Here is a 23,501-nt window from a genome sequence, read left to right as displayed (position 1 = left end):
GTCACAGGATTCCCCTATCGGGACTTGGGGTCGAGGGCGTCGCGCACGGCGTCACCGAGCATGACGAAGGCCAGCACGGTGATCGTGACGAAGCCCGCGGGGAACAGCAGCATGTGCGGAGCCGACTGGAAGTAGTCGCGCGACTCCGAGATCATCACGCCCCACGACACGACCGGCGGACGCAGGCCGATGCCGAGGAACGCGAGCGTCGCCTCGGCGCCGATGAAGGCACCCAGGGCGATCGTCGCGTACACGAGCACGGGCGCCACGGTGTTCGGCAGCAGGTGCCGGAACACGATCCGCAGCGGCGAGGCGCCGAGGCCGCGGGCGGCCTTGACGTAGTCCTGCTGCTTCGCCACGAGCGTCGCCGAACGCATGATGCGCATGGCCACCGGCCACGACAGCACGGCGATCGAGAGCACCACCTGGGTGATGATCCGGGCCACGCCGGGGTTCTCCGTGGGCGCGTTGAGCGTCGTCAGGATGACGATCGCACCGAGCACGAACGGGATGCCGGCGAAGATGTCGGCGAACCGCGAGAGCACCGAGTCGAGCCACGTCTTCGCGTAGCCGGCGACGATGCCGACGGCCGATCCGATCAGCACGGTCAGCAGCGTCGCGAAGATGCCGACGAGCAGCGACGCGCGGGCGCCGTGCATCGCACGGGCGTAGACGTCGTAGCCCTGCAGGTCGTAGCCGAACCACGCGCTGCCCGACGGTGACTTCAGCGAGTTGTCGAGGTTCGCGGCCCGCGGGTCGACCGACGTGAACAGCGTCGGCCAGATCGCCATCAGCACGATGATCGCGATGATCACCAGCGAGATGATGAACGTGGGCTTGCGCCGCAGCTCGCTCCACGCGTCGCTCCAGAGCGAGCGGGGCTTGCGCTGCTTCTGCGACGAGTCGTCGAGGTGGCTGGCCTGGTCGACGCCGGCCGCCGCGGACGCCTCGAGTCCGGCTCCACCGGACACGGATCCTGGGTCACTCATAGCGAATCCTCGGGTCGAGAACGGCGTACAGGAGGTCGACGAGCAGGCTCATCAGCAGGTACACCAGCACCAGCAGGGTCACGATGCCCGTGACCATGACGCCTTCCTTCTCCTGGATGCCGCGGAAGATCAGGCCGCCGATGCCGTTGATGTTGAACACGCCCTCGGTCACGATCGCGCCGCCGAGGAGGCTGCCGAGGTCGGTGCCGAGGAACGTGATCACCGGGATCAGCGAGTTGCGCAGCAGGTGGATGCCGACGACACGGCTCTGCGGCTGGCCCTTGGCGATGGCCGTGCGCACGTAGTCCGACCGCCGGTTCTCGACGATGCTGCTGCGGGTCAGCCGGGCCACGTAGGCCATCGAGAGGCTGCCGAGCACGAAGCCGGGCAGGATCAGCTCGCCGAACGACGGATCGGAGCTGACCGAGGTGTCCATCAGGTCGAAGCCCTGCGGGCCGAGGTAGAGCCGCAGCACGAAACCGGTGACGAAGACCGGCAGCGAGATCAGGAACAGGGTCGAGACCAGGACCAGGTTGTCCAGGAAGCCCGACTTGCGCAGACCGGTGAGGACACCGGCGATGATGCCGATGACCGCTTCGATGATCAGCGCGATGATGCCCATCTTGAGCGTGATCGGCCACGACGTGGCGATCTGCTCACCGACGGAGATGCCGTTGAAGGTGGTGCCGAAGTCGCCGACGACCAGGTTGCCCAGGTACTTGAAGTACTGGACCACGAGCGGGTCGTTGAGGTTGAGCTTCTGGCTCATCTCGGCGATGTAGGCCGGATCGCACGGCCGCTGGCCGCACTTGCCCGCGAAGGGGTCCTGCGGGATCGCCCAGACCAGGGCGTAGATCAGGAAGGTGGTCCCCAGGAAGACCGGTATCAGCTGCAGCAGACGGCGCAGCACATAGCGACCCATTAGGTCGGCTCCTTGCGTGGTGGGGGGCGCCCAAGGTCCTGGACACCGGTCCGGCCCCGCGCCCGTAACGCTCGAGGGACGCGGGGCCGGACGGGTGTTTCAGAACTCAGGTGTCAGAGATCAGGCCTTGACGCGGAACGACTCCAGGGCGCCCTGACGCTTGAACGACATCTTGGCGTCGAGCAGGTTCTTGGAGCGACCGCCGATGCCCTTCTCGTTCCAGGTCGGCATGGAGGGCAGGTCCTTGGCGATGATGTCCTCTGCCTGCTGGTAGAGCTTGATCGCCTCGTCCTCGTTGGCCGTCTGGTCGGCCTTCTTGAGGAGCTCGTCGACCTCGGGCTTCGAGTAGTTCGAGTCGTTGGACGACCCACCCGTGCGGTACAGCGGGTTGAGGAAGTTCTCGATCGACGGGTAGTCGGCCGACCAGTCCGAACGGCTCATGCCGGTCAGCTGCTTGCCGTCGACGATCTGGCGGAACGCACCGAAGTTGGTGGCACCGACGAACTCGCAGTCAACGCCGAGCGTCTGCTTGATGCTGTTGCAGGCGGCCTCGAGAGGCTCCTTGCGGCCACCGTCCTGGTTGGACTGGATGGTCAGCTTGCCGGTGAAGCCCGACTCGGCGAACAGCTGCTTGGCCTTCTCCGGGTTGAACTTGCAGAACTCGCCGCAGGTGTCCGCGCGGTAGCCCTTGATGCCGGGCGAGACGAAGCTGGTGGACGGCACGTAGGAGCCGGCCAGCACGGTCTTCGTGATCTGCTCCCGGTTGATGGCCATCGAGACGGCCTGGCGCAGCTTGACGTTCTGGAACGCCGGGATGTACTGCGGGAACGCGATGGCGCTCTGGCCGAGCAGGTTCGCGGTCACGACGGCGTCACCGAGGTCGGCCTTGTACTTCTCGCCGACCTTGGCCGACGGGGGCAGGGCCTCCATGAAGTCCAGCTTGCCCGCGACCAGGTCCTGGTACGCGGTCTCCTGGGAGGAGTAGATCTTGTAGTCCAAGGTCTTGAAGTGGACCTTGTCCTCGCCCTTGTAGTCGTCGAAGCGCTCCATCTTGATCAGCGCGTTCGGCGTGCGGGAGACGAACTTGAGCGGGCCGTTGCCGATCGGCTTGGCCTCGGCGGCCTTCGGGTCCGCGAAGAACGAGTCGGCCATCGGCGAGAACGGCGTGTAGCCGATCATCGTCGTGAAGACCGAGGTCGGACCGTTGAGGGTGACCTTGAACTCGTAGTCGCCCACGAGCTCGAGACCGGACATCTTGTCCTTGGCCGGCTTGGCGTTCTCGTCGGCCGGGTGGACGTCCTCGAAGCCCGCGATCGGGGCGAAGAACGATGCCGCCTGCTGCGCGTTCGGCGCGTACGCGGCCCAGTTCCAGGCGTCGACGAAGTTCTTCGCCTTGACCTCGGTGCCGTCGTGGAACTTCCAGCCCTGCTTCAGCTTGATGCTGTAGACCTTGGCGTCACTCGAGGTGATCGACTCGGCCATCAGGTTGTAGGGCGCGCCGTCCTCGGTCTTGTAGCCGACCAGCCGCGAGAACAGGGAGTCGGTGACCTTGCCACCGCCCGCCTCGGTCGTGTTGGCCGGGAACAAGGTGCTCTTGGGCTCGGTGCCGTAGATGGACACCGTGCCTTCCGGGTTGTCCTTGCCATCAGCAGCGTTGTTGCTCCCGCCACCGCCGCCGCCGCATGCGCTGAGCGTCATGGCGAGCGCGGCTGGCAGAGCCACCCACGCAACCCGTGATCGCGACATCAGTCTCTCCCGCCTTTCCCCGGCGCCGCTCCGCAGATATTGCGTGCGCGCGCCTCCCCGGGAGGTCTCGTCCACCTCCCAAAACGTGAGAGGACGTTAACCGGGGCGTCCAGTACTACGCGCACCGAAATCGGTCACAAAATTGTCACGATCAGCTCAAGCGGACCTTAATTCGGCCTTAGACCAGCGAAAACGCGATGCCGTCGAGGATGTCGTGCTCGCTGCACACGAGCGTGCGAATTCCCGCGCGATTTTCGAGCTCCTCGGCAATCGCACGCAGTACCACTGCTCCACCGCAGATCACGTCCACCCGACCGGGATGCATGGGTCCCAGCGAGGCACGCTCATCATGCGTCATGGAGAGGATACGGTCGGTGATTTCACGAACATTGTCAAGTGTGATGCGGCTCAGGTGAATATCGTCGCTGTTGTACACCTCCAGCCCCTGGACCAGGGCTGACAATGTCGTAACCGTCCCGGCGACCCCGATCCACGTCTTCATCTTCTCGACCGGGACCACTTCGAATGCCTCTTTGATGGCCGCGCGCGCAAACGCTTCCGCCTTCTCGATTTCGTCCTTCTCGGGCGGGTCGGAGTGCAGGAAGCGCTCCGTCAGCCGCACGCAGCCGATGTCCATCGACCTCGCGGCCTCGACCTCCGCCCCCGTCCCGAGGACGAACTCGGTGCTGCCACCACCCAGATCGGTGACGAGGAAGGGCCCCTCGTCCGGGTCGAGATCGGCCACCGCCCCGAGGTAGGACAGCCGCGCCTCCTCGTCCCCGGTGATCACCTCCGCGGGCGCGCCGAGGATCTGCTCGGTCATGCCGAAGAACTCGTCGCGGTTGCTCGCGTCCCGCGTGGCACTCGTCGCGACCATCCGTGCGGTCTCCACGCCCTTGCGTTGCATCGTGCGCGCGTAGTCGAGGAGGGCTTGCCGGGTCCGTTCGATGGCGTCGGGGTGCAGCCGCCCGGTCGCGTCCACGCCCTGACCGAGCCGGACGATCTTCATCTCGCGGTGGACGTCCCGCAGCCAGGCGGTGCCGTCCTCGCGCTTGGTCACGTCCGCGATGAGCAGACGGATCGAGTTGGTCCCGCAGTCGATGGCCGCGACCCGCGACATGAGCACTCCTCAGTGGTTCTTCTCAGTGGTTCCGATGTTCTTCGGCAAGCATCGCGTACACGAAGAGATCGCCCCACTCGCCCTTGAAGACCTCCAGCTCGCGGAAGTGGGCCTCGCGGCGCATGCCGAGCCGTTCCATCAGCCGCCACGACGGCTCGTTGCGCGGATCGCACTCCGCCACGATCCGGTGCAGGCCGAGGCCGTCGAACCCGAGTTCGAGCATCTTCCCCGCTGCCTCAGAGGCGTAGCCGCGGCCCTGGAAGTCGGGGTGGAGGCTGTAGCCGATCTCGCCCTGGCGGTCTTTCACGCTGCGCCACTTCAGGAAGGCGCTGCCGATGACCCTGTCCGCTTCGGGCAGGTGGACGGCCAGCGCGAGCCGTTGGCCCTCGCTCCTCAGCTCGCTGTCGGCGACCAGCTTGGTCAGCAGCTCCGCGCACTCCTCGCGGGTGACGGACTCGTCGTAGAGGTAGCGGAAGACGTCCGGGCGGGACCGGTAGGCGTAGAAGTCGTCGAGGTCGCCCGGTTCGAAGGGGCGCAGGAGCAGGCGGGCGGTCTTCAGCGGGTAGTCAGGCTTGAGCACACCCGCACCCTGCCAAGGACCGCGCTCCGCGCCACCTGATTTACGGCCGTCAGAGCGGGAGCTCCTCGCCGCTGTGGCCGAGCAGCAGCCTTTCCAGGCCGGCGTCGCCGACGCCGTACCGCGCCACCCAGTTGCTGACGTGGTAGATCTCGCCGGTCTCGTCCATGCCGAGGAAGAACTGGCCACGCTCGAACTCGCCGAGTGGCGCGATGGTCCGGCCGACGTCCGCTCCCCATTCCGCGAACCTGTCGGCCTCGCCGACCGCGAGAACGGGGTTGAACTCGACCGGGTACCGTCCGACGTCGGCCGCTGGTCCGTCGTGCTCGATGTAGAGGCCGTCGAACTCTTCGAGGAACCGCAGGACCGCTTGGGGAAAGACGAAGCCCTCCTCCTCCAGCCGGCCACGCCACGACTCGGTGTCGACCTTGCGGCCGGGGAACCAGCCGGCGCGCGTCAGCCTGTTCTCGACGTCCGGGGCGAACCTCGGGCTCATGGTGCTTTCACTCCAACGTTTCTGCCCGAATCGTGCCGCAGGAGGTACGGGTTGGAATCGTTCCAACCCGGCACGCCGTCTAGCTGGGCGTGCTCGTGATGATCGCCGGCGGGTTCGACGCCACGGAGCTGCTGTTGCTCGACGGGGCCTGCGACGACGACTGGACCGGAGTCGAAGACGACGTCTGCGCCGGCGGAACCGTCGTCGTCGTGGTGGTGGTGGTGGTGGTGGTCGTGGTCGTAGTGGTGGTCGTAGTGGTCGGCGTCGTCGTGGTCGTCGTCGTGCAGGTGGACGGCGGCGGCGTCGTGGTTGTGGTGGACGTCGGCGTCGTCGTGGAGGTGGTGGTCGACGTGGACGTCGTCGTGGTCGGGCAGTTCGGCGTCGTCGTGGTGGTCGTCGTGGTCGTGGTCGTCGGCGGCGTCGTGGTGGTCGGCGGGTTCGTCGGCGTGCCGGGGTCGGGGGTGCCCGGCGCCGGGTTCTGCTGGTCGTTGCCGATGTCCGTCAGCGGCGGCAACGTGTCGACGTTCTCGCTGTACTCCTTGGCCCACTTGAGGACCGTCTCGACGTACGACGTGGAGTGGTTGTAGCGGAAGACGGCCGCGGCCCTGTCGGCCTGCTTGGTCAGGTCGCCGCCGCCCGCGCAGAGGTAGCGGCCGGCGCCCAGGGCGGCGTCGTAGATGTTGTTCGGGTTGACGTTGGCGTCGTCGTTCAGGTCGCCGCCGAAGCTCGCCCACGTCGACGGGATGAACTGCATCGGGCCGACCGCGCGGTCCCAGGTCGTGTCGCCGTCGAGGCGGCCGCCGTCGGTGTCGCGGATCGCGGCCATGCCGGGGGCGCCGTTGAGGACGGGGCCGAGGATCTTGGGGGTGGCGTCGCCGACGGCGTTGACGCGGCCGTTGTTGGCGTGGTTCGACTCGACCTTGCCGATGCCCGCGAGCAGGTACCAGTCGAGGTTGCAGCCGGGCACGAGCTCGGCCATCTTGTCCTCGGCGCGGAGGTAGGCCTCCACCATGATGCCGGGAATGCCGTGCTGGCCGGGGAAACCGTCGAGCAGGTTGCCCTCGTCGATGTCGCCGAGGTCGAGATCGCCGTCCTCGAGGTCGGCGAGCAGCGCGGCGCTCAGCTCCTCGGACAGCGGCAGGCGGCCTGCGGCACCGAGCTCGGCCGGGTCTCGGTGCAGGGCGCTGAAGACGTCGGCGGGGCCTAACGAGACAGCGATGTCGTTGTGCTTCGAGAGGTTGACCCAGTCGACGAGCTTGGTCCCGACGATCATCGCGGGGGCGAGCATCGCAGCCAGCGCAGCGACGGCGAAGCCCTTTTGCCTAGGGCTCAACGCCGACGGTCCACGCAGTTTGGCCATTGCCACGAATACTCACCTCTCGTGTGTCATCGCGGCTCGCCGTCCTGCCATTACGGCGAATGCCCCAGTCGGTGACCTGTCCCACCCTGCCCCACTACGAAGCCTAGGTGTACCCAAGACGGAGTGAAGCGTGTGTTCGGTTCCGTTGACCGTTAACTCGCCGAGCATTCACCTGCCGGCCACAGCCCCTGCTCGCCCAGGATCGCCAGCGCCTCGTCGCCCATGGGGTTCACGCCGGGGCCCTTCGCGAGGGCGTGCGCGACGTGCACGTGCAGGCACTTGACCCGCACCGGCATGCCGCCCGCGGTGACCTGGGTGCCCAGCGACTCGATGGCGTCGCGCTCCGCGAGGTACGCCTCGTGCGCGCGCTGGTAGGCGGCGGCGAGGTCGGCGTCCGTCGCCAGGCGCTCCTGCTGCTCCTTCATCAGCCCGCCGCCTTCGAGCGTGCTGACCAGCGAGTTCAGCTTGGGGCAGGTCAGGTAGTACAGCGTCGGGAACGGTGTCCCGTCAGGCAGCCGCGGGGCCGTCTGCACGACGTTCGGGTGCCCGCTGGGGCACCTCGAGGCGATCGCACGTGTCCCGCGCGGCGTGCGGCCGAGCTGCTGAGCGACCGTTTCCAGGTCAGCAGCACTTACTTGTGCGTCACCGATTCCCACAGTTCCTCGTACCAAGACCCTTGTGCCGCCTGCTTGCCCGACGGCCTCTCCGTTTCTGTGTTGCGACTCTCGTCACCCGGCAGTTGAACGATGTAGGGCGTCTCGCCGGGCCGCACCCAGTGCAGCCGCTTGCGCGCCTCGATCTCCACGTACGCCGGGTCGCTCAGCTCTGATTTGCGCTTCTCCAGCGCGGCGACCGTCTCGCGCAGCTTCTGCTGCTCGGCCCCCACGTCCCGCAGCTCGTCGCGCTGCGAGAGGTAGGTCCGCAACGGGACCGCGATGCTCAACGCCAGTGCGCACAGCACCATCGCGAACATCGCGGCCCGCCGCGTACCGGTCATCCCGAAGGCCCCACCCGTGCCCTCACTGCGCCGAGACGGCGCCTTCGGACGGGGTGGTTTGCGCGCGCGTGCGGGTCGCGCCTCCCGCTCTTCGCGGGGGCGACGGGGACGACGCGCGCGCTCGGCCATGCTCTACAGCCTCTCAGCTCTCCGGCGTGTAGCGCGGGAACGCGAGCTCGCCCGCGTAGCGCGCCGCGTCGCCGAGGCTCTCCTCGATGCGCAGGAGCTGGTTGTACTTCGCGGTGCGCTCACCACGCGCCGGAGCACCGGTCTTGATCTGGCCGGCACCGGTCGCGACGGCGAGGTCGGCGATGGTCGTGTCCTCGGTCTCGCCGGAACGGTGCGACATCATCGACTTGTAGCCGTACGACGTGGCCAGCGAGACCGCGTCGAGCGTCTCGGACAGCGTGCCGATCTGGTTGACCTTCACCAGCAGCGCGTTGGCGGCGCGGCGGGAGATGCCCTCCTCGAGACGCTCCGGGTTCGTGACGAACAGGTCGTCGCCGACGATCTGGACCTTCTCGCCCAGCTCGGCGGTCATCTGGACCCAGCCGTCCCAGTCGTCCTCGGACAGCGGGTCCTCGATGGAGACCATCGGGTAGTCGCGGACGAGCTCCGAGTAGTAGCCGATCATCTGCTCGGCGGAGCGCTTGGTGTTCTCGAACGAGTAGGCGCCGTCCGAGAAGAACTCGGTGGCGGCCACGTCGAGCGCGAGCGCGATGTCGCGACCGGCGCGGTAACCGGCCTTCTCGATGGCCTCGAGGATGAGGTCGAGCGCGTCGCGGTTGCTGCCGAGGTTCGGCGCGAAGCCGCCCTCGTCACCCAGGCCCGTCGCGAGACCCTTGCTCTTCAGCACGGACTTCAGCGAGTGGTAGACCTCGGTGCCCCAGCGCAGGCCCTCGCGGAACGTCTCCGCGCCGATCGGCGCGATCATGAACTCCTGGATGTCCACGTCGGTGTCGGCGTGTGAGCCACCGTTGAGGATGTTCAGCATCGGCACCGGGAGCACGTGCGCGTTCGGTCCGCCGATGTAGCGGAACAGCTCCAGGCCGCTCGAGGTCGCCGCCGCCTTCGCGACCGCGAGGCTCACACCGAGGATCGCGTTGGCGCCAAGACGCCCCTTGTCCGGCGTGCCGTCCAGGTCGACGAGCTTCTGGTCGACCACGCGCTGCTCGACGGCCTCGATGCCGACCAGCTCGGGCCCGATCTCGTCCAGCACCGCGGTGACCGCGCGCTCGACGCCCTTGCCCAGGTACCGCTTGGCGTCGCCGTCCCGCAGCTCCACCGCCTCGTGCTCACCGGTCGAAGCACCCGACGGAACAGCCGCACGCTCCAGCGTGCCGTCGTCCAGCGCCACCTCGACCTCGACGGTGGGGTTGCCGCGAGAATCCAGGATCTCGCGTGCTCCGACCTGCTCGATGACCGCCACTTGCGCTCCCTGTTTCTCCTGCGTCTCGTCTCGCGACGAGCCTACTTGGGCCAGGTGACCGGCTGGGGCTCGACACCGTCAGATCACAGTGGTGCCCCCGCGCCTGTCGTCTGAATCGTGCCAGACGCCCTACCTGCCGCACATCCCTCCCGGAACATCGGTGTGCGATCAGAACAGGCCCTCGTGCTCACCAGTGTCGTCCCGGAAGACGAACTCGGGTGCGGAACGACTCGCGGCGGCGTGCAAGCGGCTCAGCAACACGTCTTGCGCGGGGAGGTCGAGGGAGAGGAGCTCCGCGGCCTCCCGAGCCGCAGGCGACACCTGGCCGGATTGCCGGCGTCGTGCCGCATCTGCCATCGCCTCAAGGCTTCCGCCGTTCGCGAAGGTCAAGCAGTCGCGCCAGGCGGGCAGTCCTACGATCAACTGGAGAGCTTCACGGAGGTTGCTCGCGATGAGACCGGCTTGCCCTTCCGAACTCGCGTAGAGGACCTGCCGCTCCCCGCCCGCGTCGCCGCACAGGTAGAAGCGCCCTCCGGTGAAGTCGCCGGCCACGGGTTCGAGCGCCAGCCCCGACTCGATCGACACGGGGCCTTCGACCTCGGTGCGAGCCACGTCGAACTCGATGATCGCCAGCAGTTCACGCAGGCGCGCGCTGTCCCGCACGACGTCGAGAAGGCCCGCGGAACGCACCGCCCAGCCGATGTCCGAACTCGTCAGCCCGAACTCGCTCACCACAGTCCGGTGGGACAGTTCGAGATCAGCGGCGTCCTCGACGAACACGGTCGTTCCCGCGAACGGCGAGTCGGCGTACCTGATCAGGCCCGCGATCCCGAACGAGCCCTGCACCACGGCGAGTTTCAACGGACCGAGGTCGTCGGCGTCGTCGACGAAGGCGAGCCCGAACCGCTCCGCCAACTCCTCCGGACTGAAGAGCATCACCAGCAGCGGCCTGTTCCCACCGGTCGGCCATCCCGCGTCGGACAGTTGATCGATCCCCATGGCACATCTTCACAGGCGGGTCGATCAGCCGGCGTCGACCAGTCCCGCCGCCGTCAGCGACAGGTGCCGGGCCAGCACCGCCGCGGCCGCGTCGGCGTCCCGCGCCAGAGCCGCCTCCTCCAGCATCCGGTGCTCGCCGACGTGGTCCCGCTCGGCGGTGCGCCGAGCCGAGAACCGGCGGGCCAGTTCACTCGCGGTCCACAGCCGGTCGAAGGTCTCCAGCAGGACCTGGTTGCCGCACCCCTCCAGCAGTGTGCGGTGGAAGGCGCGGTGGGCTTCGGACCACGCGTCGCTGTAGTACTCGCCTTCACCCTCCACGAACGCCGGCGTGCGCGCGAGGCGGTGGTGGGCAGCCCGGACGCGCGCTTCCCAGTCGACGTCGCCGCGCTCGATCGCCATGCGGAGCAGGACGGGTTCGACGGCGAGGCGCGCCTCGGTGATCTCCTGCCAGCGGCGGTCGGAGAAGGCGGGGACGGCGAAGCCGCGGTTGGGCAGGCGGTCGGCCAGGCCCTCGCCGACCAGGCGGACCAGCGCCTCGCGCACGACGGCCAGGCTCACGCCCTGTTCCTTGGCCAGGTCCTGCGGCTTGAGGGCGTCACCGGGTGCGTGGGCTCCATGCATGATCGCGTCCCGCAAACGCCCGTACACCTGCTCGGAGAGCATCGGCTTGCCTGTCGTCACCTCTGGAGCATAGACGATCCATCAGATAATCGATTATCTGTGTTATCGTCGATCACATGAGCAACGACCCGTTCGCCCGCCTCCCCGAGGCCGCCAGCTTCACCGTCACCAGCACCTCGGTCGCCGACGGCGCCGCCTGGCCGCCCGAGCAGCTCTCCGGAAAGGACGTCTCCCCACAGCTGAGCTGGAGCGGAGCGCCCGAGGGCACCAAGAGCTACGCCGTCACCGTCTACGACCCCGACGCCCCCACCGGGTCCGGGTTCTGGCACTGGGCGGTCGCCGACATCCCCGCGACCTGCACCGAACTGGCCGAGGGTGCGGGCGACGACATCGGGTCCGGCCTGCCGGAGGGCGCGTTCCAGCTGCCCAACGACGCCCGCCTCGCGCGGTTCGTCGGCGCCGCGCCGCCCGCCGGGCACGGCGAGCACCGCTACTTCGTCGTCGTGCACGCCCTCGGCGTCGAGTCGATCGGGGTGCCGGCCGACGGCACTCCGGCGCTGCTCGGGTTCCTGATGTGCGCGCACGTCCTCGGCCGCGCGGTGCTGGTCGCCACGGCGGAGACCCCTGCCTAGCGCACGGGCAGGTGTTTCACGCCGTTCTGGAAGTTCGACCGGAGCCTGCTGACCTCGCCGTCGAGCTCCAGCAGGCCAGGGAGGTCCAGCACGGCGTCGAACACGGCCCGCATCTGCGTCCGCGCCAGCTGCGCCCCCAGGCAGAAGTGCGGGCCGTGCCCGAAGCTCAGGTGATCGGCCTCCCGCCGCCCCACGTCGAAACGGTCGGGCGAGCTGAACACCCGCTCGTCGCGGTTGGCGGACGAGAACCAGACGACGACCTTGTCCCCCGCCCTGATCTCCTGGCCGGACAACGAGGTGTCGCGCACGCAGGTCCGGCGGAAGTGCATGACGGGCGTCCACCACCGCAGCATCTCCTCCACCGCAAGGGGGAGGAGCGTTCGGTCGGCGCGCAGCCGTTCGTACTCGCGAGGGTGCGAGAGCAGGGCGATCATGCCTCCGGGGATGCCGTTGCGCAGGGTTTCGTTGCCCGCCACGGAGAACAGCCAGAAGAGGTTCTCGAACTCCTCCAGCGAGAGGTCTTCCCGCATGAGGTTGCTGACCACGTCGTCGGACGGGTGCGCGCGTTTGTGGGCGCCCAGGGCGTGCGCGTAGGCGTAGAGGTCGGGCATGCCGTCGCGTGCGCGCGGGTCGCGGCCGTCGTCGGGGCGGAGCGACAGAGCCTCGAGGGCCATGTCGGTCATGCCGGCCGTGGAGCTGGACGACAGCGCGTACTCGGGGTCCTGGAAGCCGATCACGCGGTTGCTCCAGTCGTAGAGCAGTGCGCGGTCGCGGCGCGGCACGCCGAACACGTCCGCCAGCGTCAGCAGCGGCAGGTCGGCGACGTCGTGGGCGAAGTCGCCGGACGGCGAGGCGATGATGGCACGGGCGTTCGCGCGGACGCGGTCTTCCAGCAACGCCACTGCTCGCGGGGTGAACGCCCTGGTCAGCATGCGTCGCAGGCGGGTGTGCGAGGGCGGGTCCTGGTTGAGCATCATGCGCTGGACGTAGGCCAGGTCGGCCGGCCGCGGGTCGCGGATCTGGGTGGCGCCGCGGTGCGAGGAGAAGACGGCGGGCGTGCGCAGGACCGTGCGGACGTCCTCGTGGCGGAACACCGCCCAGAAGTCGTCGATGCGCACCACGTCCTTCTCACGCAGCCGGGTTAGTGCGTCGTGCGGGACTCCCGATGTATACGTGTCCGGGTCGACGATGAGGTCGGCATCGGTCCTGGGCATAGAACGGATTCTGACGTGCTTCATGTCGAACGTGGTGGGAACGGGCCGTTGCTGGTGCTGCTGCACGGGCTGGGCGCTACCGGCGAGGTGTGGCAGGACGTCGTGAGCGAGTGGCCCGGCAGCTGGCTGGTGCCCGACCTGCCCGGTCATGGGCGGAGCCCCCGGATCGACCGCTACTCGTTCGGCGCGATCGCGGCGGAGGTCGCGAAGGTCGTCCCGCAGGAGCCCGTCGTGGTCGTCGGGCACTCGCTGGGCGGTGTCGTCGCATTGACGCTGGCGAGCGGGTGGTTCGGGGTCGACGTCACCACGTGCGCCGGTGTGGGGATCAAGGTCCAGTGGACCGACGAGGAGCTGGCGAAGGCCGCCGCGCTCGCCGGGAAGCCGGGCAAGGTCTTCGCCACCAGGCAGGAGGCCGTCGAGCGGGCGTCGAAGATGGCGGGGGTGCCGATCGAGCACGGCGTGTCCGAAGTGGACGGTGGATGGACGCCGTCGCTGGACATGAGGGCCTTCGGCGTGGGCCGGCCGGACATGGCCGGGCTGATCATGGCCTCGCAGGCCCACGTCGTGCTGGCGGCCGGCGAGAACGACCCGATGTGCCCCCAGGACCACCTGAAGGAGCTGGTGCCCGAGCCGGTGGTGTTCCCCGGCGCGGGCCACAACGTGCACGTCGAGTCGCCCTCGTCGATCAGCCTGCTGTTCCCCTAGACCACGACGAGCCCTCCGTCGACGTTGAGCACGGCGCCGTTGACGAAGCCCGCCCTGTCGGAGGCCACGAACACCACGGCCTCCGCGATCTCGTCGGGCTCGCCGGGGCGGCCGAGCGGCACGACGTTGGCGAACTCCTCGAACAGCTCGCTGTCGCCGTTCATGGCCGCCTCGGTGCGGATGGGACCGGGGGCGACGGAGTTGACGCGCACGCCGGAACCACCGAACTCGCTGGCCCACGACCTGGTCAGGCCGTCCATCGCGGCCTTCGAGGCGTGGTAGACGGACCCGATCGGCGAGCCGAGCTGGCCCGCGACCGACGAGACGTTGACGATCGAGCCCCTGCCCTTGGCGACCATCGCCGGGGCGAGGGCGGCGGTGAGGAAGTACGTGCCGCGGACGTTGACGCCGAACACCCTGTCGTAGGTCTCGACGGCCTGCTCAGCGGTGGGCGAGAACGGGAAGATGCCCGCGTTGTTCACGAGGACGTCGACCTCGCCGACCTCCCGTGCGAGCTTGCGGACGTCGTCGAGGTCGCCGACGTCCGCGACGACGAAGTGGCCGGTGCCGCCGGCCTTCTCGATCAGTTCGACGGTCTCCTTGCCGAGCTCGGCGCGGCGGCCGGTGACGTAGACGGTGGCGCCCTGCTCGGCGAGCTTGACCGCGATGGCGCGGCCGATGCCCGAGGTGGCGCCGGTGACGAGTGCCGTCCTGCCTTCGAAATCCTTGGTTGACATGTCCACGAAGGTGCCGCAGCCACGTCGTCACGCCATGAATTCCGGATGAATCAGCTGGTCAGCACGGCAAGGTTGAGTCCGAAGTACATCCTCACGAACTTGGGCACGCGGTAGCGGCCGAGCTCCAGCGGTTCGATCAGGTGGACGTCGGCGATCGACTCCAGCAGGACCTCGATCGCACCGATCTCGCCCCCGCTCATCTCCGCGGCCTCGCACACGTTGATCACTTCGGTGTCCCGCCGGGCGAAGCAGGCGAGCAGGTGCCGTTCGTCCTCCGTCAACTCCTGGTAGGCCTTGCTCATCGACGACAGCACGGCCTGGCAGTCGGACGGGACGGCCTGGCCGAAGAGGTTCTCCCGTCGCATCTGCCGCAACAGCATCGCGATGGTCCAGCTCGGGCGGGAGCTGAGCTTGCCGCCGAGCACGCGGATCGGGTTCGGCATGTACGACACGTGGGCGAGGACGTCGTCCGCGTGCTGCGGCTCCGCCGCGATCCTGGCCGGGTCCAGGACCTTGCCGAGGAACTCCCGCGCCTCGGGTTCGGCCAGCCCCGCGATCTTCAGCCACGTCACGCCCGGCAGTTCGTTCCAGCGGCGCACGCTCGTCAGGACCATCGCCGAACCGGGCACGTGCAGGTCCCTAACCGAGGCCGGGTCCCGCAGGTCGTCGACGACGACCAGGAATCGCTTGCCGCGCGCCTTCTCCCGCCACAGCGCGGCTTTGTCCCCCGCCGGGTTCTCCACGCCGACCGCGCGCAGCAGCTCGTTCGCGACGTCGTTCCCGCGCACGAAGATCTGCCCGTCGGGGAACCGGTCCCCGGCGAGGTGCCCGATGCGCACGGCCAGCGCGGTCTTGCCGCTGCCGTGCATCCCGGCGATGCCGACCGTGCGCGGCAGCGCCCGCAGCGCCTGCTCGATCTCCGTGGCACGGCCGGTGAAGTCGTCGATGTCGGGCGGCAGCTGCTCGGGCCTGCGCTGGACGGTGAGCTCGCCGCGCAGGATCTGCGCGTGCACCTCGCGCAGGTCGGGGCCGGGTTCGAGGCCGAGCTCGTCGTTCAGCAGTGCGCGCACCTCGTGGAACTGCTCCAACGCCTCGGCCTGCCTGCCCTCGCGGTAAAGCGCGCGCATCAGGAGCGCACGCGAGCGTTCCCGCAGCGGGTGGGCGGCGACGTGCTTCTGCAGGTCGAGGACGTCCATCTCCCGTTCGAGCAGGATCTCGCGGCACTGGAGCCGCTCGTTGGCCACGCGCACGCGCTGCGCCTCGAAGTAGGTGCTGGTCAGACCCACGAACGGCTCGTCGCGGCAGTCGTCGAAGACCTCGGCCCTGAGCAGGTAGCCGCCGTCCTTGGCCTTCAGGTCCAGCTCCGGCATCAGCTTGCGGAGCTTGTAGGTGTACGTCCGCAACGCCATGACCGCGCTCGGCGTCGGGTCGTCCCAGACCATGCCGATCAGCTGGTCGTTGGCCAGCCGGATGCCGTTGTTCAGCAGCAACGCCGCCAGCACCGCCCGCTGCTGGCGCGGGCCCAGATCGATCTCCTCGTCGTCGCGCCAGGCTCGTACCGGACCCATCAGTGAGAAGCGCAGGCTCATGCAACGGGACAACGCCTGTGCGCATTCCTCGCATGCCCCGATCGGAATGAGTATCATGAAAGTAGGCTTCAAGCCTACGGAGGTTGTATGAATGACCGCGTCACCATTCCGACCAGCCTGGCCAGGCGAGCCAACAAGGTGTTGCGTCCAAGAGACGCCGCAGATGTGTACGCGCATCCTCGCGGGGAGTTCGAGAGGCTGGTCGAACAAGCCGTGCTCAGCCACATCAGCACCGGCTACTACGCGCTCGCTCCGCTGGAACGGCTCGGCGACCCGCGTTGGCGCCCCGATCTCGCGGCGGCGGCGCTCGGTGTGGCCCAGGCCGACTACGGCAGAGACGCGGTGGCCCTCATGAGCATCACCGCGGCACATCGGCACGGCACCCTGCCGCGTGCGATCGGAACAGCGGTGGTCGCGGTGCCCAAACAACGGCCGCTCATGCACACCAACGTGGGCAACGTGGTCTTCGTCAAGCGCGACGTCCACCGTCTGGACCTCGAACGCGTGGAAACCGAACTCACGACGGGCTGGATGACCACACCGGAACAGACAGCCCTCGACATCTCGGCCCGTCCGCAACTCGGCGGCATGGGGGAGACCGATGCCAAGTCGATCCTGCAGGCCCTCATCCGCAAGATCGACTGGACTGTCACCGAAGGACTCGCACGTGATCAGCGCAGACCGGGAGCTCTCGCGCGACTGAAGGAGATGACGGTTGCTTGACCTGGAGGAACTCACCGAGGTCGCCGATCTGTTCGGCGTCGCGGAGGAGCAGGTCCGCCGGGACCACCTGATCAGTCACGTGCTGGCCGGCCTGCCGGAGATCGCCCCCGACGTCCTCTTCGTCGGGGGAACGGCGCTGGCGAGAACGCATCTCGCGGATCCTGCAGCAGGTGGGCGCCTGTCGGAGGACATCGACCTCTGGACGCCGGATCGTTCCTCGGTCGCGACCGCGCTGGACGAGCGGCTTCCACGGCTCCTGGGCCGCGAATTCCCCAGGACCTACTGGGACCCTCCACTGCGGGCCACGAGGTCTGCGGTCGAGCCGGCCGTTCTCGTCGCGGCGAGCAATCTCCGCGTCCGAGTCCAACTGCTCGACCACGGGGACTGGGCCAGTTGGCCGAGCGAAACGGTTCGCATCGAGACCAGGTACAGCGACATCACGTCGGTGGTCATGCTCAAAGTTCCTACGTTGCAGGCATTCGCGGCGATGAAGACGCTCGCGTGGGCGGACCGCCACGCCGCCCGAGACCTCTACGACCTCGCCCGCCTCGCCGAGTTGGGTGCGCTCACCTCAGAGGCGGCCGAACTGGTCCGCAGCGCGACGGGCGTCTCCGTTCAGAAGTACGAGTTCGCCTCTCTGCCGTCCGGACTGGGCTGGAAGTCGCAGCTGGCACACCAGACCAGCGAACTTCCACCACCACAGTGGTGTCTGCAAGCGGTGCGGGATGCGTACGGAAAAGCTGTCGGCTGGTAACCGTCTCACGGGTCAGCAGGCTGCTCGTGAGCAGCGCTGATCCGTTGCGTCAGCAGCACTGGACTGTTGAGGCGCGGACCTCGCCCTGAACGACTGCGGCTGGTAGTGCTTGGTCCGTGCGGATCAAACCCGGCTTCGCGGCCACGACGGTGCTGGTCTGGGCCTCCGGTTACCCGGTCGGCGCGCTCGCCGTGGCCGTGGCGCCGCCGTTCCTGATGACCACGATCCGGTTCGCGATCGCCGCGGCCCTGATGGCGGTGGTCGCCCTCGTCACCACCGCGAGCTGGCCGCGCGGGCGGCAGCTCGCGCACACGTGCGTGGCCGGGTTGCTGGTGCAGGCGTGCCAGTTCTCCGGCGTGTACCTCGGGCTGCGGATGGGGGTGCCGGCGGCGACGACGGCGTTGGTGATCTCGTGCACGCCGGTGCTCACGGCCGTGGTGGCCGCCTGGGTGTTCCGCGTCCGAATTGGACCGAGGCAGGTCGCCGGACTGGTGCTCGGCGTCGCGGCGGTGCTGGCGGCGTTGTGGGACCGGCTCGGGTCGTTCGGGACCGGTGGAGCGTTCACCGTGCTCGGCATGCTGGGGTTCGTCGCGGGTGGCGTGTACCAGCAGAAGTTCTGCCGGGACACGGACTTCCGCAGCGCCAACGCCGTGCAGCACGCCGTGTCGGCGCCGGTGGTGGGGCTGCTGGCGCTGACCGAGGGCTCCCCCGTGACCGACTGGCGGCAGCTCTGGCTGACGCTGGTGTTCCTGGTGCTGGTCAACTCGATGGGCGGGGCGTCGCTGTTCCTCGTCGGCGTCCGGGAGGGTGGGGCGGCGGCGATGACCGCGCTGTCCTCTGTGGTCCCGTCCGTCACGGCGTTGATCGCGTGGCCGTTGCTCGGGCAGGTGCCGGCGGCCGGCGTGGTGGCCGGGCTGGTGCTCGGTTTCGGAGCGTGCTGGCTCGGCACCTCCACACCTTCGAGTTCTGTCGCCCGGACGGCAGTCGAAGAACGCGCAGGCGGTGGGTAACGTTGATCGAATGACGGACGGCACCTTCGAGGCGTTCCGGAAGGCCGAGGCGTTGATGGCGCAGCGCCGGCCCCTCGACGCGCTGCGCGAACTGAGGCAGGTGCTGGACGAGGCAGGCGAGGCGCCGTCCGTGCAGCTGCTCGCCGGACGGGCCTATCTCGGGTCCGCGCAGCTCAACCGGGCGGAAGAGGCGTTCCGCAAGGTCCTCGACCTCGATCCGAGCGACCACTACGCGCGGTTCGCGCTCGGCAAGACGCTGCAACGGCAGGGGCGCCTGCCCGAGGCGCTCGCCCAGCTCCGGATGGCGGTCGCCATGCACCCGTCGCCGGAGTACCAGGAAGCGCTCGGAGAGGTCAAAGCCCGGCTGGCGCTGGGGAACTAGATCACCGGAAGAGCCCGTCTCCCCAGAACCCGCCCTCCCGGACGCCCGGCGGCACCGCGAAGTGCCCGGAACCGGTGTGCTCCACGTACTCCATCATGTCGTCCTTTGTGGACAGAGCTTGCTGCATCGGCACGAACTGCGTGCGCGAGTCGCGGTTGAACGCCACGAAGAACAGCCCCGCGTCGAGGTGCCCGAGCCCGTCGGAGCCGTCGGTGAAGTTGTAACCGCGGCGCAGGATCCTCGCCCCGTTCAACGCCTCCGGCGACGCGAGCCGGATGTGCGCGATGTCGCCGATCAACGGCACCCCGCCCGCGCCCTTGACGTGCAGGTCGGGTTCGTCGAACTCCCTGCTCTGCCCGAGCGGCGCGCCCTCGCCCTTGGTGCGGCCGACGATCTGCTCCTGCTCGACCAGCGACGTGCGGTCCCAGATCTCGATGTGCATGCGGATCCGGCGCGTCACCAGGTACGTGCCGCCGACGAGCCAGTCCGGTCCGTCCTCCTCCGAGACCCAGACGTGGTTCCTGAGGTGGTCGGTGTCCTCGGCCTTGATGTTGCGGGTGCCGTCCTTGAACCCGAACATGTTGCGCGGCGTCGCCTGGTCGCGCGTGGTCGAGGACGTGCGGCCGAACCCGAGTTGCGACCAGCGGACGGCCACCTTGCCGAAGCCGAAGCGCACCAGGTTGCGGATCGCGTGCACGGCGACCTGCGGATCGTTCGCGCAGGCCTGGATGCAGATGTCGCCGTTGCTGCGCGCGGGGTCCAGGTCGTCCTTCGGGAACCGGGGCAGGTCGATCAGGCGTTCCGGGCGCCTCGGCGCGAGCCCGAACCGGTCGTCGAACAGCGACGGCCCGAAGCCGATGGTGATCGTCAGCGCGGACGCGGGCAGGTCGAGCGCCTCGCCGGTGTCCTTGGGCGGCGCCTCGGCGTTGCCGCCGACAGCGCCGTTCTCCGCGGCCTCCTGGCCGGCCGTCATCCGTTCCGCGGCGACGGTCCACTGCTTGAGCAGCTCGACCAGCTCGTCACGGCTCTTCGTCTTCACGTCCAGCGCGACGAAGTGCATGTGGTCCTGGGCGGGCGTGGTGATGCCGGCCTGGACGTCACCGCGGAACGGCACCTTCGCCGCGGCGACGTTCTCGACCTCCGGCGACGCCTTCGTCGCGAACACACCGGCGGCGGCGCCCGCGCCCGCGAGCGCCACACCGGCGCCCGCGAACCCGAGCAGTCTGCGGCGGGGAACCCCCGTCACTTGGCCGACACCACTTCCGCGACCTTGCTGACCGGCTCGCCCAGCGCGTCGACGGCCTCGGCCAGCGCCTTGACCTCGTCCTGGGTCAGGTCGGTGTAGAGCTTGAAGCCGTCGCCCCTGCGCTGCTTCTCCAGGGCCTCGTCGAGCGCCTTGAACTTCTCGTCCAAAGTGGACACGAGCGCCTTGTCCCTCTGCTCCACCACGGGACGCAGCGCGGCGATCGCGGCCTGCGACCCGTCGACGTTCGCGCGGAAGTCCCACAGGTCGGTGTGCGAGTAGCGGTCCTCCTCACCGGTGATCTTGCCGGTGGCGACCTCGTCGAGCAGTTCCTTGGCACCGTTCGCGAGCTGCAGCGGCGTCAGCTCGACCGCCTTGGCCTTCGCGACGATCTCCTTGACGTTCGTCAGCAGGTCGTCCGCGATCTTGTCCGAGTCGGCCTGCAACCCGGAGGACCACAGGTCCTTCTCGAGGCGGTGGTAGCCGGTGAACGCCATGCCCTCCTCGATGACGTCCTCGCGGCCGTCGATCTTCGGGTCGAGGTCGCCGAAGCTCTCCGCGACGGGCTCGATGCGCTCCCAGTAGACGCGCGAGACCGGGAAGAGCGCCTTGGCGTCGTCGACCTTCTTGGCCTTGACGGCGTTGACGAACTCCTCGGTCTTGACGAGCAGCTGGTCGGCCTGCGAGCCGACGTAGCGCTGGTAGCTCTTGGTCGCCTCGGCCAGCAACGCGTTGCCGTCGGTCGACTTCTTGGCGTCACCGGTGACCGTGAAGTCGCCGCGGATGCCGTCGCCCTTCATGCCGGGCTTGCACGCGGTCTGGAACTTACCGGACTCCGTGACCTCGACGATCAGCTTGCGGCTGAGACCGGGCCCGATGTTCTCGACCTCGCCGAGGATCCGGTCGCCCTCGGCGTAGAGGTAGAACTCGGTGACCTTGGTGCCCTTGTTGGTCACCTCGAACGTGACGTTGCCGGTGCCCGCCTCGGTCTTCGCGACCTTGCACGCGTCGTCGCTCGCCTCGACCGCGATGTTCCCGCTCGCCCCGGTCGTGCCGCCGTTGCTGCTGCACGCCGCCAGCACAGCGAGAGAACCCAGGATGACTGCTGCCTTGCGCACGGTTGCTCCAGTGATCTTCAGTTGGCCACGGCGGCGCGACGGCGCGGCCGGATGAGGAACAGCGACAGAACGACCCCGACGTAGGCGACCCACGCGATGGCCTGCAGCACGGACGTGCGCTGCGAGTAGTTGAAGAAGCCCTTGAGCAGCGCCCCGTACCAGGAGTCCTCCGGCAGGGTGTCGCTCACGTCGAAGGCCAGCGTGTTCAGCCCCGGCAGGAACGCGGCCTCCTGCAGGTCGTGGATGCCGTAGCTGAGCACCCCGGCCGCCACGAACACGAGCAGCACACCCGTCACCGTGAAGAACTTGCCGAGGTCGAACCGGATCGCCCCCTGGTACAGCAGCGCGGCGATCACCACGGCGACCAGGATCCCGCCCAGAAAACCGATGAGCGGCTCCGCCGTTCCCCCTCCAGCGGCCTGCACACTGGAATAGAAGAAGACCGCCGTCTCGAGCCCTTCCCGACCAACGGACAAAAGGGACACGAGAACGATGGCAAATGGTCCGATTTTGAGCGCTTCGTCCATTTTGCCACGCAACTCGGCCGCAATCGTCTTGGCCGCCCGGCGCATCCAGAAGATCATTCCCGTGACGAAAGCGACCGCAATGATCGACATCGTCCCGCCGAACGCTTCCTGCTGCTCAAACGTCATGCCGGCAGCACTGAACGTGATCACGGCCCCAGCCGCTACGGACAGTGCCACAGCGGTTGCAACACCGACCCAAACCCATTTGAGGGCATACCTTCTGCCCGTCTTCACCAAGAATGCGACCAGGATGCTCACCACGAGCGCCGCTTCAAGCCCTTCGCGCAGCCCGATGAGCCCATTGGTGAACAACATCCCGGCGCCTCCGAAAATTAGGTCGCCCTATTTAAGGTAAGCCTCACCTGAATGTCCAGACGCCGCCGGTGCCGTCTTCGTCACGCTTCACGCGGCAAGCACCTCGGGAAAGCACGTAGCCTGGGTGCCGTGGTCCCGCCGCCGTCCGTCCAGGAACCCGCCCGCCGCAACCGCTCAGGCAACATCGCAGGCCGCATCGTCCTGGTGCTCCTGCTCATCGTCGTGGTCGCCGCAGGCGCCTGGGGCCTCGGCGCCCTCAACCGCAGGGACGCGGCCCCCCTGGGCCCACCCCCGTTCCTGGTCCCCATCCAGCAGGTGGAACCAGGCGCAGCGGCCCCGGGCAACGCCGCCACCCCGAACACCACGGAGACCGCCAACCCGCTCTCCGACTGGGCGACCCGAGTGGCGTCGAAGACCGACATCCCCACCCGCGCCCTCCACGCCTACGCCTCAGCAGACCTGGCGATGCAACAAGAAGCCCCGGCCTGCCGAATCAGCTGGGCCACCCTCGCGGGCATCGGCCGCATCGAGTCGCACCACGGCAACATCAACGGCGCCCGCCTCCAGGAGAACGGCCTGCCGTCCCGCCCGATCATCGGCATCCCCCTCGACGGCGGCCCCGGCGTCAAGGCGATCCCAGACACCGACGGCGGCCGCCTGGACACCGACACCACGTGGGACCGGGCCGTCGGCCCGATGCAGTTCATCCCGGGCACCTGGAACCGCTGGGCAAAACGCGCAGCAGGCGACGGCCTCCCCGCAGACCCCCAGAACATCGACGACGCGGCCCTCACCGCGGCCCGCTACCTCTGCGGGGGCGGCGCCCGCGACCTGGGCACGGGCCAGGGCTGGTGGGCGGCCGTGCTGGCGTACAACAACTCCGTGGAGTACGGCCAGAACGTGTTCAGCGGCGCTGACGCTTATGCACGGGCGAGCGTGCCGCAGTAGCCAGACAGACGGGCTCGCGCCGGGGTGCGCCAGCAACAGGGCGGCAGGGCTGGGCAGGCTCGCTGGCACAAGGCAGGCTCGGCTGGGCAAAGCAGGCTCGGCTGGGCAAAGCAGGCTCGGCTGGGCAAAGCAGGCTCGGCTGGGCAAAGCAGGCTCGGCTGGGCAAAGCAGGCTCGGCTGGGCAAAGCAGGCTCGGCTGGGCAAGGCAGGCTCGCGCAGAGGTACCCCCTGAAGTTGCATCCCCCGCGACCCAACCTAGCGACGAGGTCTGACACTCCCGCGAAGCCGAAGGCGAGCAGTCAGACCACAAGGTCACGGCCAGCACCCACCAGCCAGCGATGCCGAAGG

Annotated in this window: 25 protein-coding genes; 7 read left to right on the top strand and 18 right to left on the bottom strand. The window is 68.5% G+C overall.

Annotation, left to right across the window (positions count from 1 at the left end):
* Nucleotides 1-14: 14 nt before the first annotated feature.
* The 12 genes from IE307_RS45450 to IE307_RS45395 form a co-directional block, all read right to left on the bottom strand.
* A complete protein-coding gene (locus IE307_RS45450; protein ID WP_191305721.1) occupies nucleotides 15-989 on the bottom strand; it encodes an ABC transporter permease in 975 nt (324 codons plus the stop codon).
* A complete protein-coding gene (locus IE307_RS45445; RefSeq protein WP_191305720.1) occupies nucleotides 982-1,911 on the bottom strand; it encodes an ABC transporter permease in 930 nt (309 codons plus the stop codon). Before IE307_RS45445 ends, IE307_RS45450 begins: the two co-directional genes overlap by 8 nt.
* Before the next feature lie 120 nt (nucleotides 1,912-2,031).
* A complete protein-coding gene (locus IE307_RS45440) occupies nucleotides 2,032-3,657 on the bottom strand; it encodes a peptide ABC transporter substrate-binding protein (RefSeq protein WP_191305719.1) in 1,626 nt (541 codons plus the stop codon).
* A 178-nt stretch (nucleotides 3,658-3,835) separates the two neighbouring features.
* The gene (locus tag IE307_RS45435) at nucleotides 3,836-4,777 is read right to left on the bottom strand and encodes a Ppx/GppA phosphatase family protein (RefSeq protein ID WP_229905671.1); all 942 of its coding nucleotides are present in this window, start codon (nucleotides 4,775-4,777) and stop codon (nucleotides 3,836-3,838) included.
* A 22-nt stretch (nucleotides 4,778-4,799) separates the two neighbouring features.
* Nucleotides 4,800-5,357, bottom strand: coding sequence for a GNAT family N-acetyltransferase (locus IE307_RS45430; RefSeq protein WP_191305717.1), 558 nt, complete (start codon nucleotides 5,355-5,357; stop codon nucleotides 4,800-4,802).
* A gap of 49 nt (nucleotides 5,358-5,406) precedes the next feature.
* On the bottom strand, nucleotides 5,407-5,850 hold the full coding sequence (locus IE307_RS45425; protein WP_191305716.1) for an SUKH-3 domain-containing protein: 444 nt from the start codon (nucleotides 5,848-5,850) through the stop codon (nucleotides 5,407-5,409).
* A 79-nt stretch (nucleotides 5,851-5,929) separates the two neighbouring features.
* Complete coding sequence (locus tag IE307_RS45420) at nucleotides 5,930-7,210, bottom strand: lytic transglycosylase domain-containing protein (protein ID WP_191305715.1); 1,281 nt, start codon at nucleotides 7,208-7,210, stop codon at nucleotides 5,930-5,932.
* Nucleotides 7,211-7,362: 152 nt separating this feature from the next.
* Nucleotides 7,363-7,860, bottom strand: a complete 498-nt coding sequence (locus tag IE307_RS45415) for a DUF501 domain-containing protein (RefSeq protein WP_191305776.1) — start codon at nucleotides 7,858-7,860, stop codon at nucleotides 7,363-7,365.
* The gene (locus IE307_RS45410) at nucleotides 7,842-8,207 is read right to left on the bottom strand and encodes an FtsB family cell division protein (protein ID WP_191305714.1); all 366 of its coding nucleotides are present in this window, start codon (nucleotides 8,205-8,207) and stop codon (nucleotides 7,842-7,844) included. Before IE307_RS45410 ends, IE307_RS45415 begins: the two co-directional genes overlap by 19 nt.
* Before the next feature lie 142 nt (nucleotides 8,208-8,349).
* Complete coding sequence (gene eno / locus IE307_RS45405) at nucleotides 8,350-9,636, bottom strand: phosphopyruvate hydratase (RefSeq protein WP_191305713.1); 1,287 nt, start codon at nucleotides 9,634-9,636, stop codon at nucleotides 8,350-8,352.
* A 168-nt stretch (nucleotides 9,637-9,804) separates the two neighbouring features.
* A complete protein-coding gene (locus IE307_RS45400) occupies nucleotides 9,805-10,635 on the bottom strand; it encodes a hypothetical protein (RefSeq protein ID WP_191305712.1) in 831 nt (276 codons plus the stop codon).
* Nucleotides 10,636-10,659: 24 nt separating this feature from the next.
* The gene (locus tag IE307_RS45395; RefSeq protein ID WP_191305775.1) at nucleotides 10,660-11,298 is read right to left on the bottom strand and encodes a GntR family transcriptional regulator; all 639 of its coding nucleotides are present in this window, start codon (nucleotides 11,296-11,298) and stop codon (nucleotides 10,660-10,662) included.
* A gap of 74 nt (nucleotides 11,299-11,372) precedes the next feature.
* Between IE307_RS45395 and IE307_RS45390 the strand changes: the two genes are divergently transcribed.
* Complete coding sequence (locus IE307_RS45390; protein WP_191305711.1) at nucleotides 11,373-11,888, top strand: YbhB/YbcL family Raf kinase inhibitor-like protein; 516 nt, start codon at nucleotides 11,373-11,375, stop codon at nucleotides 11,886-11,888.
* Here the strand turns inward: IE307_RS45390 and IE307_RS45385 are convergent.
* Nucleotides 11,885-13,102, bottom strand: a complete 1,218-nt coding sequence (locus IE307_RS45385) for a cytochrome P450 (protein ID WP_191305710.1) — start codon at nucleotides 13,100-13,102, stop codon at nucleotides 11,885-11,887. The genes IE307_RS45390 and IE307_RS45385 overlap by 4 nt on opposite strands.
* A 15-nt stretch (nucleotides 13,103-13,117) precedes the next feature.
* Here IE307_RS45385 and IE307_RS45380 point away from each other — a divergent pair, with 15 nt between their 5' ends.
* Nucleotides 13,118-13,807: an alpha/beta fold hydrolase gene (locus IE307_RS45380; RefSeq protein WP_191305709.1), complete on the top strand. Its 690-nt coding sequence runs from the start codon at nucleotides 13,118-13,120 to the stop codon at nucleotides 13,805-13,807.
* Here IE307_RS45380 and IE307_RS45375 read toward each other — a convergent pair.
* Nucleotides 13,804-14,544, bottom strand: a complete 741-nt coding sequence (locus IE307_RS45375; protein WP_191305708.1) for an SDR family NAD(P)-dependent oxidoreductase — start codon at nucleotides 14,542-14,544, stop codon at nucleotides 13,804-13,806. The two genes, IE307_RS45380 and IE307_RS45375, sit on opposite strands and share 4 nt — an antisense overlap.
* A 50-nt stretch (nucleotides 14,545-14,594) precedes the next feature.
* A complete protein-coding gene (locus IE307_RS45370; protein WP_191305707.1) occupies nucleotides 14,595-16,112 on the bottom strand; it encodes an AfsR/SARP family transcriptional regulator in 1,518 nt (505 codons plus the stop codon).
* Nucleotides 16,113-16,220: 108 nt separating this feature from the next.
* On the opposite strand from IE307_RS45370, the gene IE307_RS45365 reads away from it, so the two are divergent.
* The 4 genes from IE307_RS45365 to IE307_RS45350 all read left to right on the top strand — a co-directional run bounded on the left by IE307_RS45365 (nucleotide 16,221) and on the right by IE307_RS45350 (nucleotide 19,002).
* Entirely contained in the window at nucleotides 16,221-16,856 is a 636-nt protein-coding gene (locus tag IE307_RS45365) for a type IV toxin-antitoxin system AbiEi family antitoxin (protein WP_191305706.1), read from the top strand.
* The gene (locus IE307_RS45360) at nucleotides 16,849-17,610 is read left to right on the top strand and encodes a nucleotidyl transferase AbiEii/AbiGii toxin family protein (RefSeq protein ID WP_191305705.1); all 762 of its coding nucleotides are present in this window, start codon (nucleotides 16,849-16,851) and stop codon (nucleotides 17,608-17,610) included. The genes IE307_RS45365 and IE307_RS45360 overlap by 8 nt, the downstream gene beginning before the upstream one ends.
* Nucleotides 17,611-17,726: 116 nt before the next feature.
* On the top strand, nucleotides 17,727-18,620 hold the full coding sequence (locus IE307_RS45355) for a DMT family transporter (RefSeq protein ID WP_191305704.1): 894 nt from the start codon (nucleotides 17,727-17,729) through the stop codon (nucleotides 18,618-18,620).
* Between the two features lie 10 nt (nucleotides 18,621-18,630).
* A complete protein-coding gene (locus tag IE307_RS45350; protein WP_191305703.1) occupies nucleotides 18,631-19,002 on the top strand; it encodes a tetratricopeptide repeat protein in 372 nt (123 codons plus the stop codon).
* 1 nt (nucleotide 19,003) lies between these two features.
* Here the strand turns inward: IE307_RS45350 and efeB are convergent, their stop codons facing one another.
* The 3 genes from efeB to efeU are packed head-to-tail and all read right to left on the bottom strand — an operon-like array spanning nucleotide 19,004 to nucleotide 22,205.
* Entirely contained in the window at nucleotides 19,004-20,248 is a 1,245-nt protein-coding gene (efeB, locus tag IE307_RS45345) for an iron uptake transporter deferrochelatase/peroxidase subunit (protein ID WP_191305702.1), read from the bottom strand.
* Complete coding sequence (gene efeO / locus IE307_RS45340; RefSeq protein ID WP_229905670.1) at nucleotides 20,245-21,363, bottom strand: iron uptake system protein EfeO; 1,119 nt, start codon at nucleotides 21,361-21,363, stop codon at nucleotides 20,245-20,247. Before efeO ends, efeB begins: the two co-directional genes overlap by 4 nt.
* A gap of 17 nt (nucleotides 21,364-21,380) precedes the next feature.
* Nucleotides 21,381-22,205, bottom strand: coding sequence for an iron uptake transporter permease EfeU (efeU, locus tag IE307_RS45335; RefSeq protein ID WP_191305701.1), 825 nt, complete (start codon nucleotides 22,203-22,205; stop codon nucleotides 21,381-21,383).
* A gap of 129 nt (nucleotides 22,206-22,334) precedes the next feature.
* Here efeU and IE307_RS45330 point away from each other — a divergent pair, with 129 nt between their 5' ends.
* Nucleotides 22,335-23,153 (top strand): lysozyme family protein, encoded by an 819-nt coding sequence (locus tag IE307_RS45330; RefSeq protein WP_191305700.1) that lies wholly within the window; start codon nucleotides 22,335-22,337, stop codon nucleotides 23,151-23,153.
* Nucleotides 23,154-23,501 lie beyond the last annotated feature (348 nt).

The sequence above is a fragment of the Lentzea cavernae genome, assembly GCF_014653695.1.
Classification (GTDB): domain Bacteria; phylum Actinomycetota; class Actinomycetes; order Mycobacteriales; family Pseudonocardiaceae; genus Lentzea; species Lentzea cavernae.
This window is presented reverse-complemented; position numbering and strand designations above follow the sequence as displayed.

Coding starts and splice junctions, on each gene's coding strand:
- IE307_RS45425 (WP_191305716.1), bottom strand. CDS start 5,850: ATGAGCCCGAGGTTCGCCCCGGACGTCGAGAACAGGCTGACGCGCGCC.
- IE307_RS45400 (WP_191305712.1), bottom strand. CDS start 10,635: ATGGGGATCGATCAACTGTCCGACGCGGGATGGCCGACCGGTGGGAAC.
- IE307_RS45370 (WP_191305707.1), bottom strand. CDS start 16,112: ATGGGTCCGGTACGAGCCTGGCGCGACGACGAGGAGATCGATCTGGGC.
- IE307_RS45445 (WP_191305720.1), bottom strand. CDS start 1,911: ATGGGTCGCTATGTGCTGCGCCGTCTGCTGCAGCTGATACCGGTCTTC.
- IE307_RS45395 (WP_191305775.1), bottom strand. CDS start 11,298: ATGCTCTCCGAGCAGGTGTACGGGCGTTTGCGGGACGCGATCATGCAT.
- IE307_RS45385 (WP_191305710.1), bottom strand. CDS start 13,102: ATGCCCAGGACCGATGCCGACCTCATCGTCGACCCGGACACGTATACA.
- IE307_RS45410 (WP_191305714.1), bottom strand. CDS start 8,207: ATGACCGGTACGCGGCGGGCCGCGATGTTCGCGATGGTGCTGTGCGCA.
- IE307_RS45390 (WP_191305711.1), top strand. CDS start 11,373: ATGAGCAACGACCCGTTCGCCCGCCTCCCCGAGGCCGCCAGCTTCACC.
- IE307_RS45375 (WP_191305708.1), bottom strand. CDS start 14,544: ATGTCAACCAAGGATTTCGAAGGCAGGACGGCACTCGTCACCGGCGCC.
- IE307_RS45365 (WP_191305706.1), top strand. CDS start 16,221: ATGAATGACCGCGTCACCATTCCGACCAGCCTGGCCAGGCGAGCCAAC.
- IE307_RS45440 (WP_191305719.1), bottom strand. CDS start 3,657: ATGTCGCGATCACGGGTTGCGTGGGTGGCTCTGCCAGCCGCGCTCGCC.
- IE307_RS45350 (WP_191305703.1), top strand. CDS start 18,631: ATGACGGACGGCACCTTCGAGGCGTTCCGGAAGGCCGAGGCGTTGATG.
- IE307_RS45435 (WP_229905671.1), bottom strand. CDS start 4,777: ATGTCGCGGGTCGCGGCCATCGACTGCGGGACCAACTCGATCCGTCTG.
- efeU (WP_191305701.1), bottom strand. CDS start 22,205: ATGTTGTTCACCAATGGGCTCATCGGGCTGCGCGAAGGGCTTGAAGCG.
- IE307_RS45420 (WP_191305715.1), bottom strand. CDS start 7,210: ATGGCCAAACTGCGTGGACCGTCGGCGTTGAGCCCTAGGCAAAAGGGC.
- IE307_RS45450 (WP_191305721.1), bottom strand. CDS start 989: ATGAGTGACCCAGGATCCGTGTCCGGTGGAGCCGGACTCGAGGCGTCC.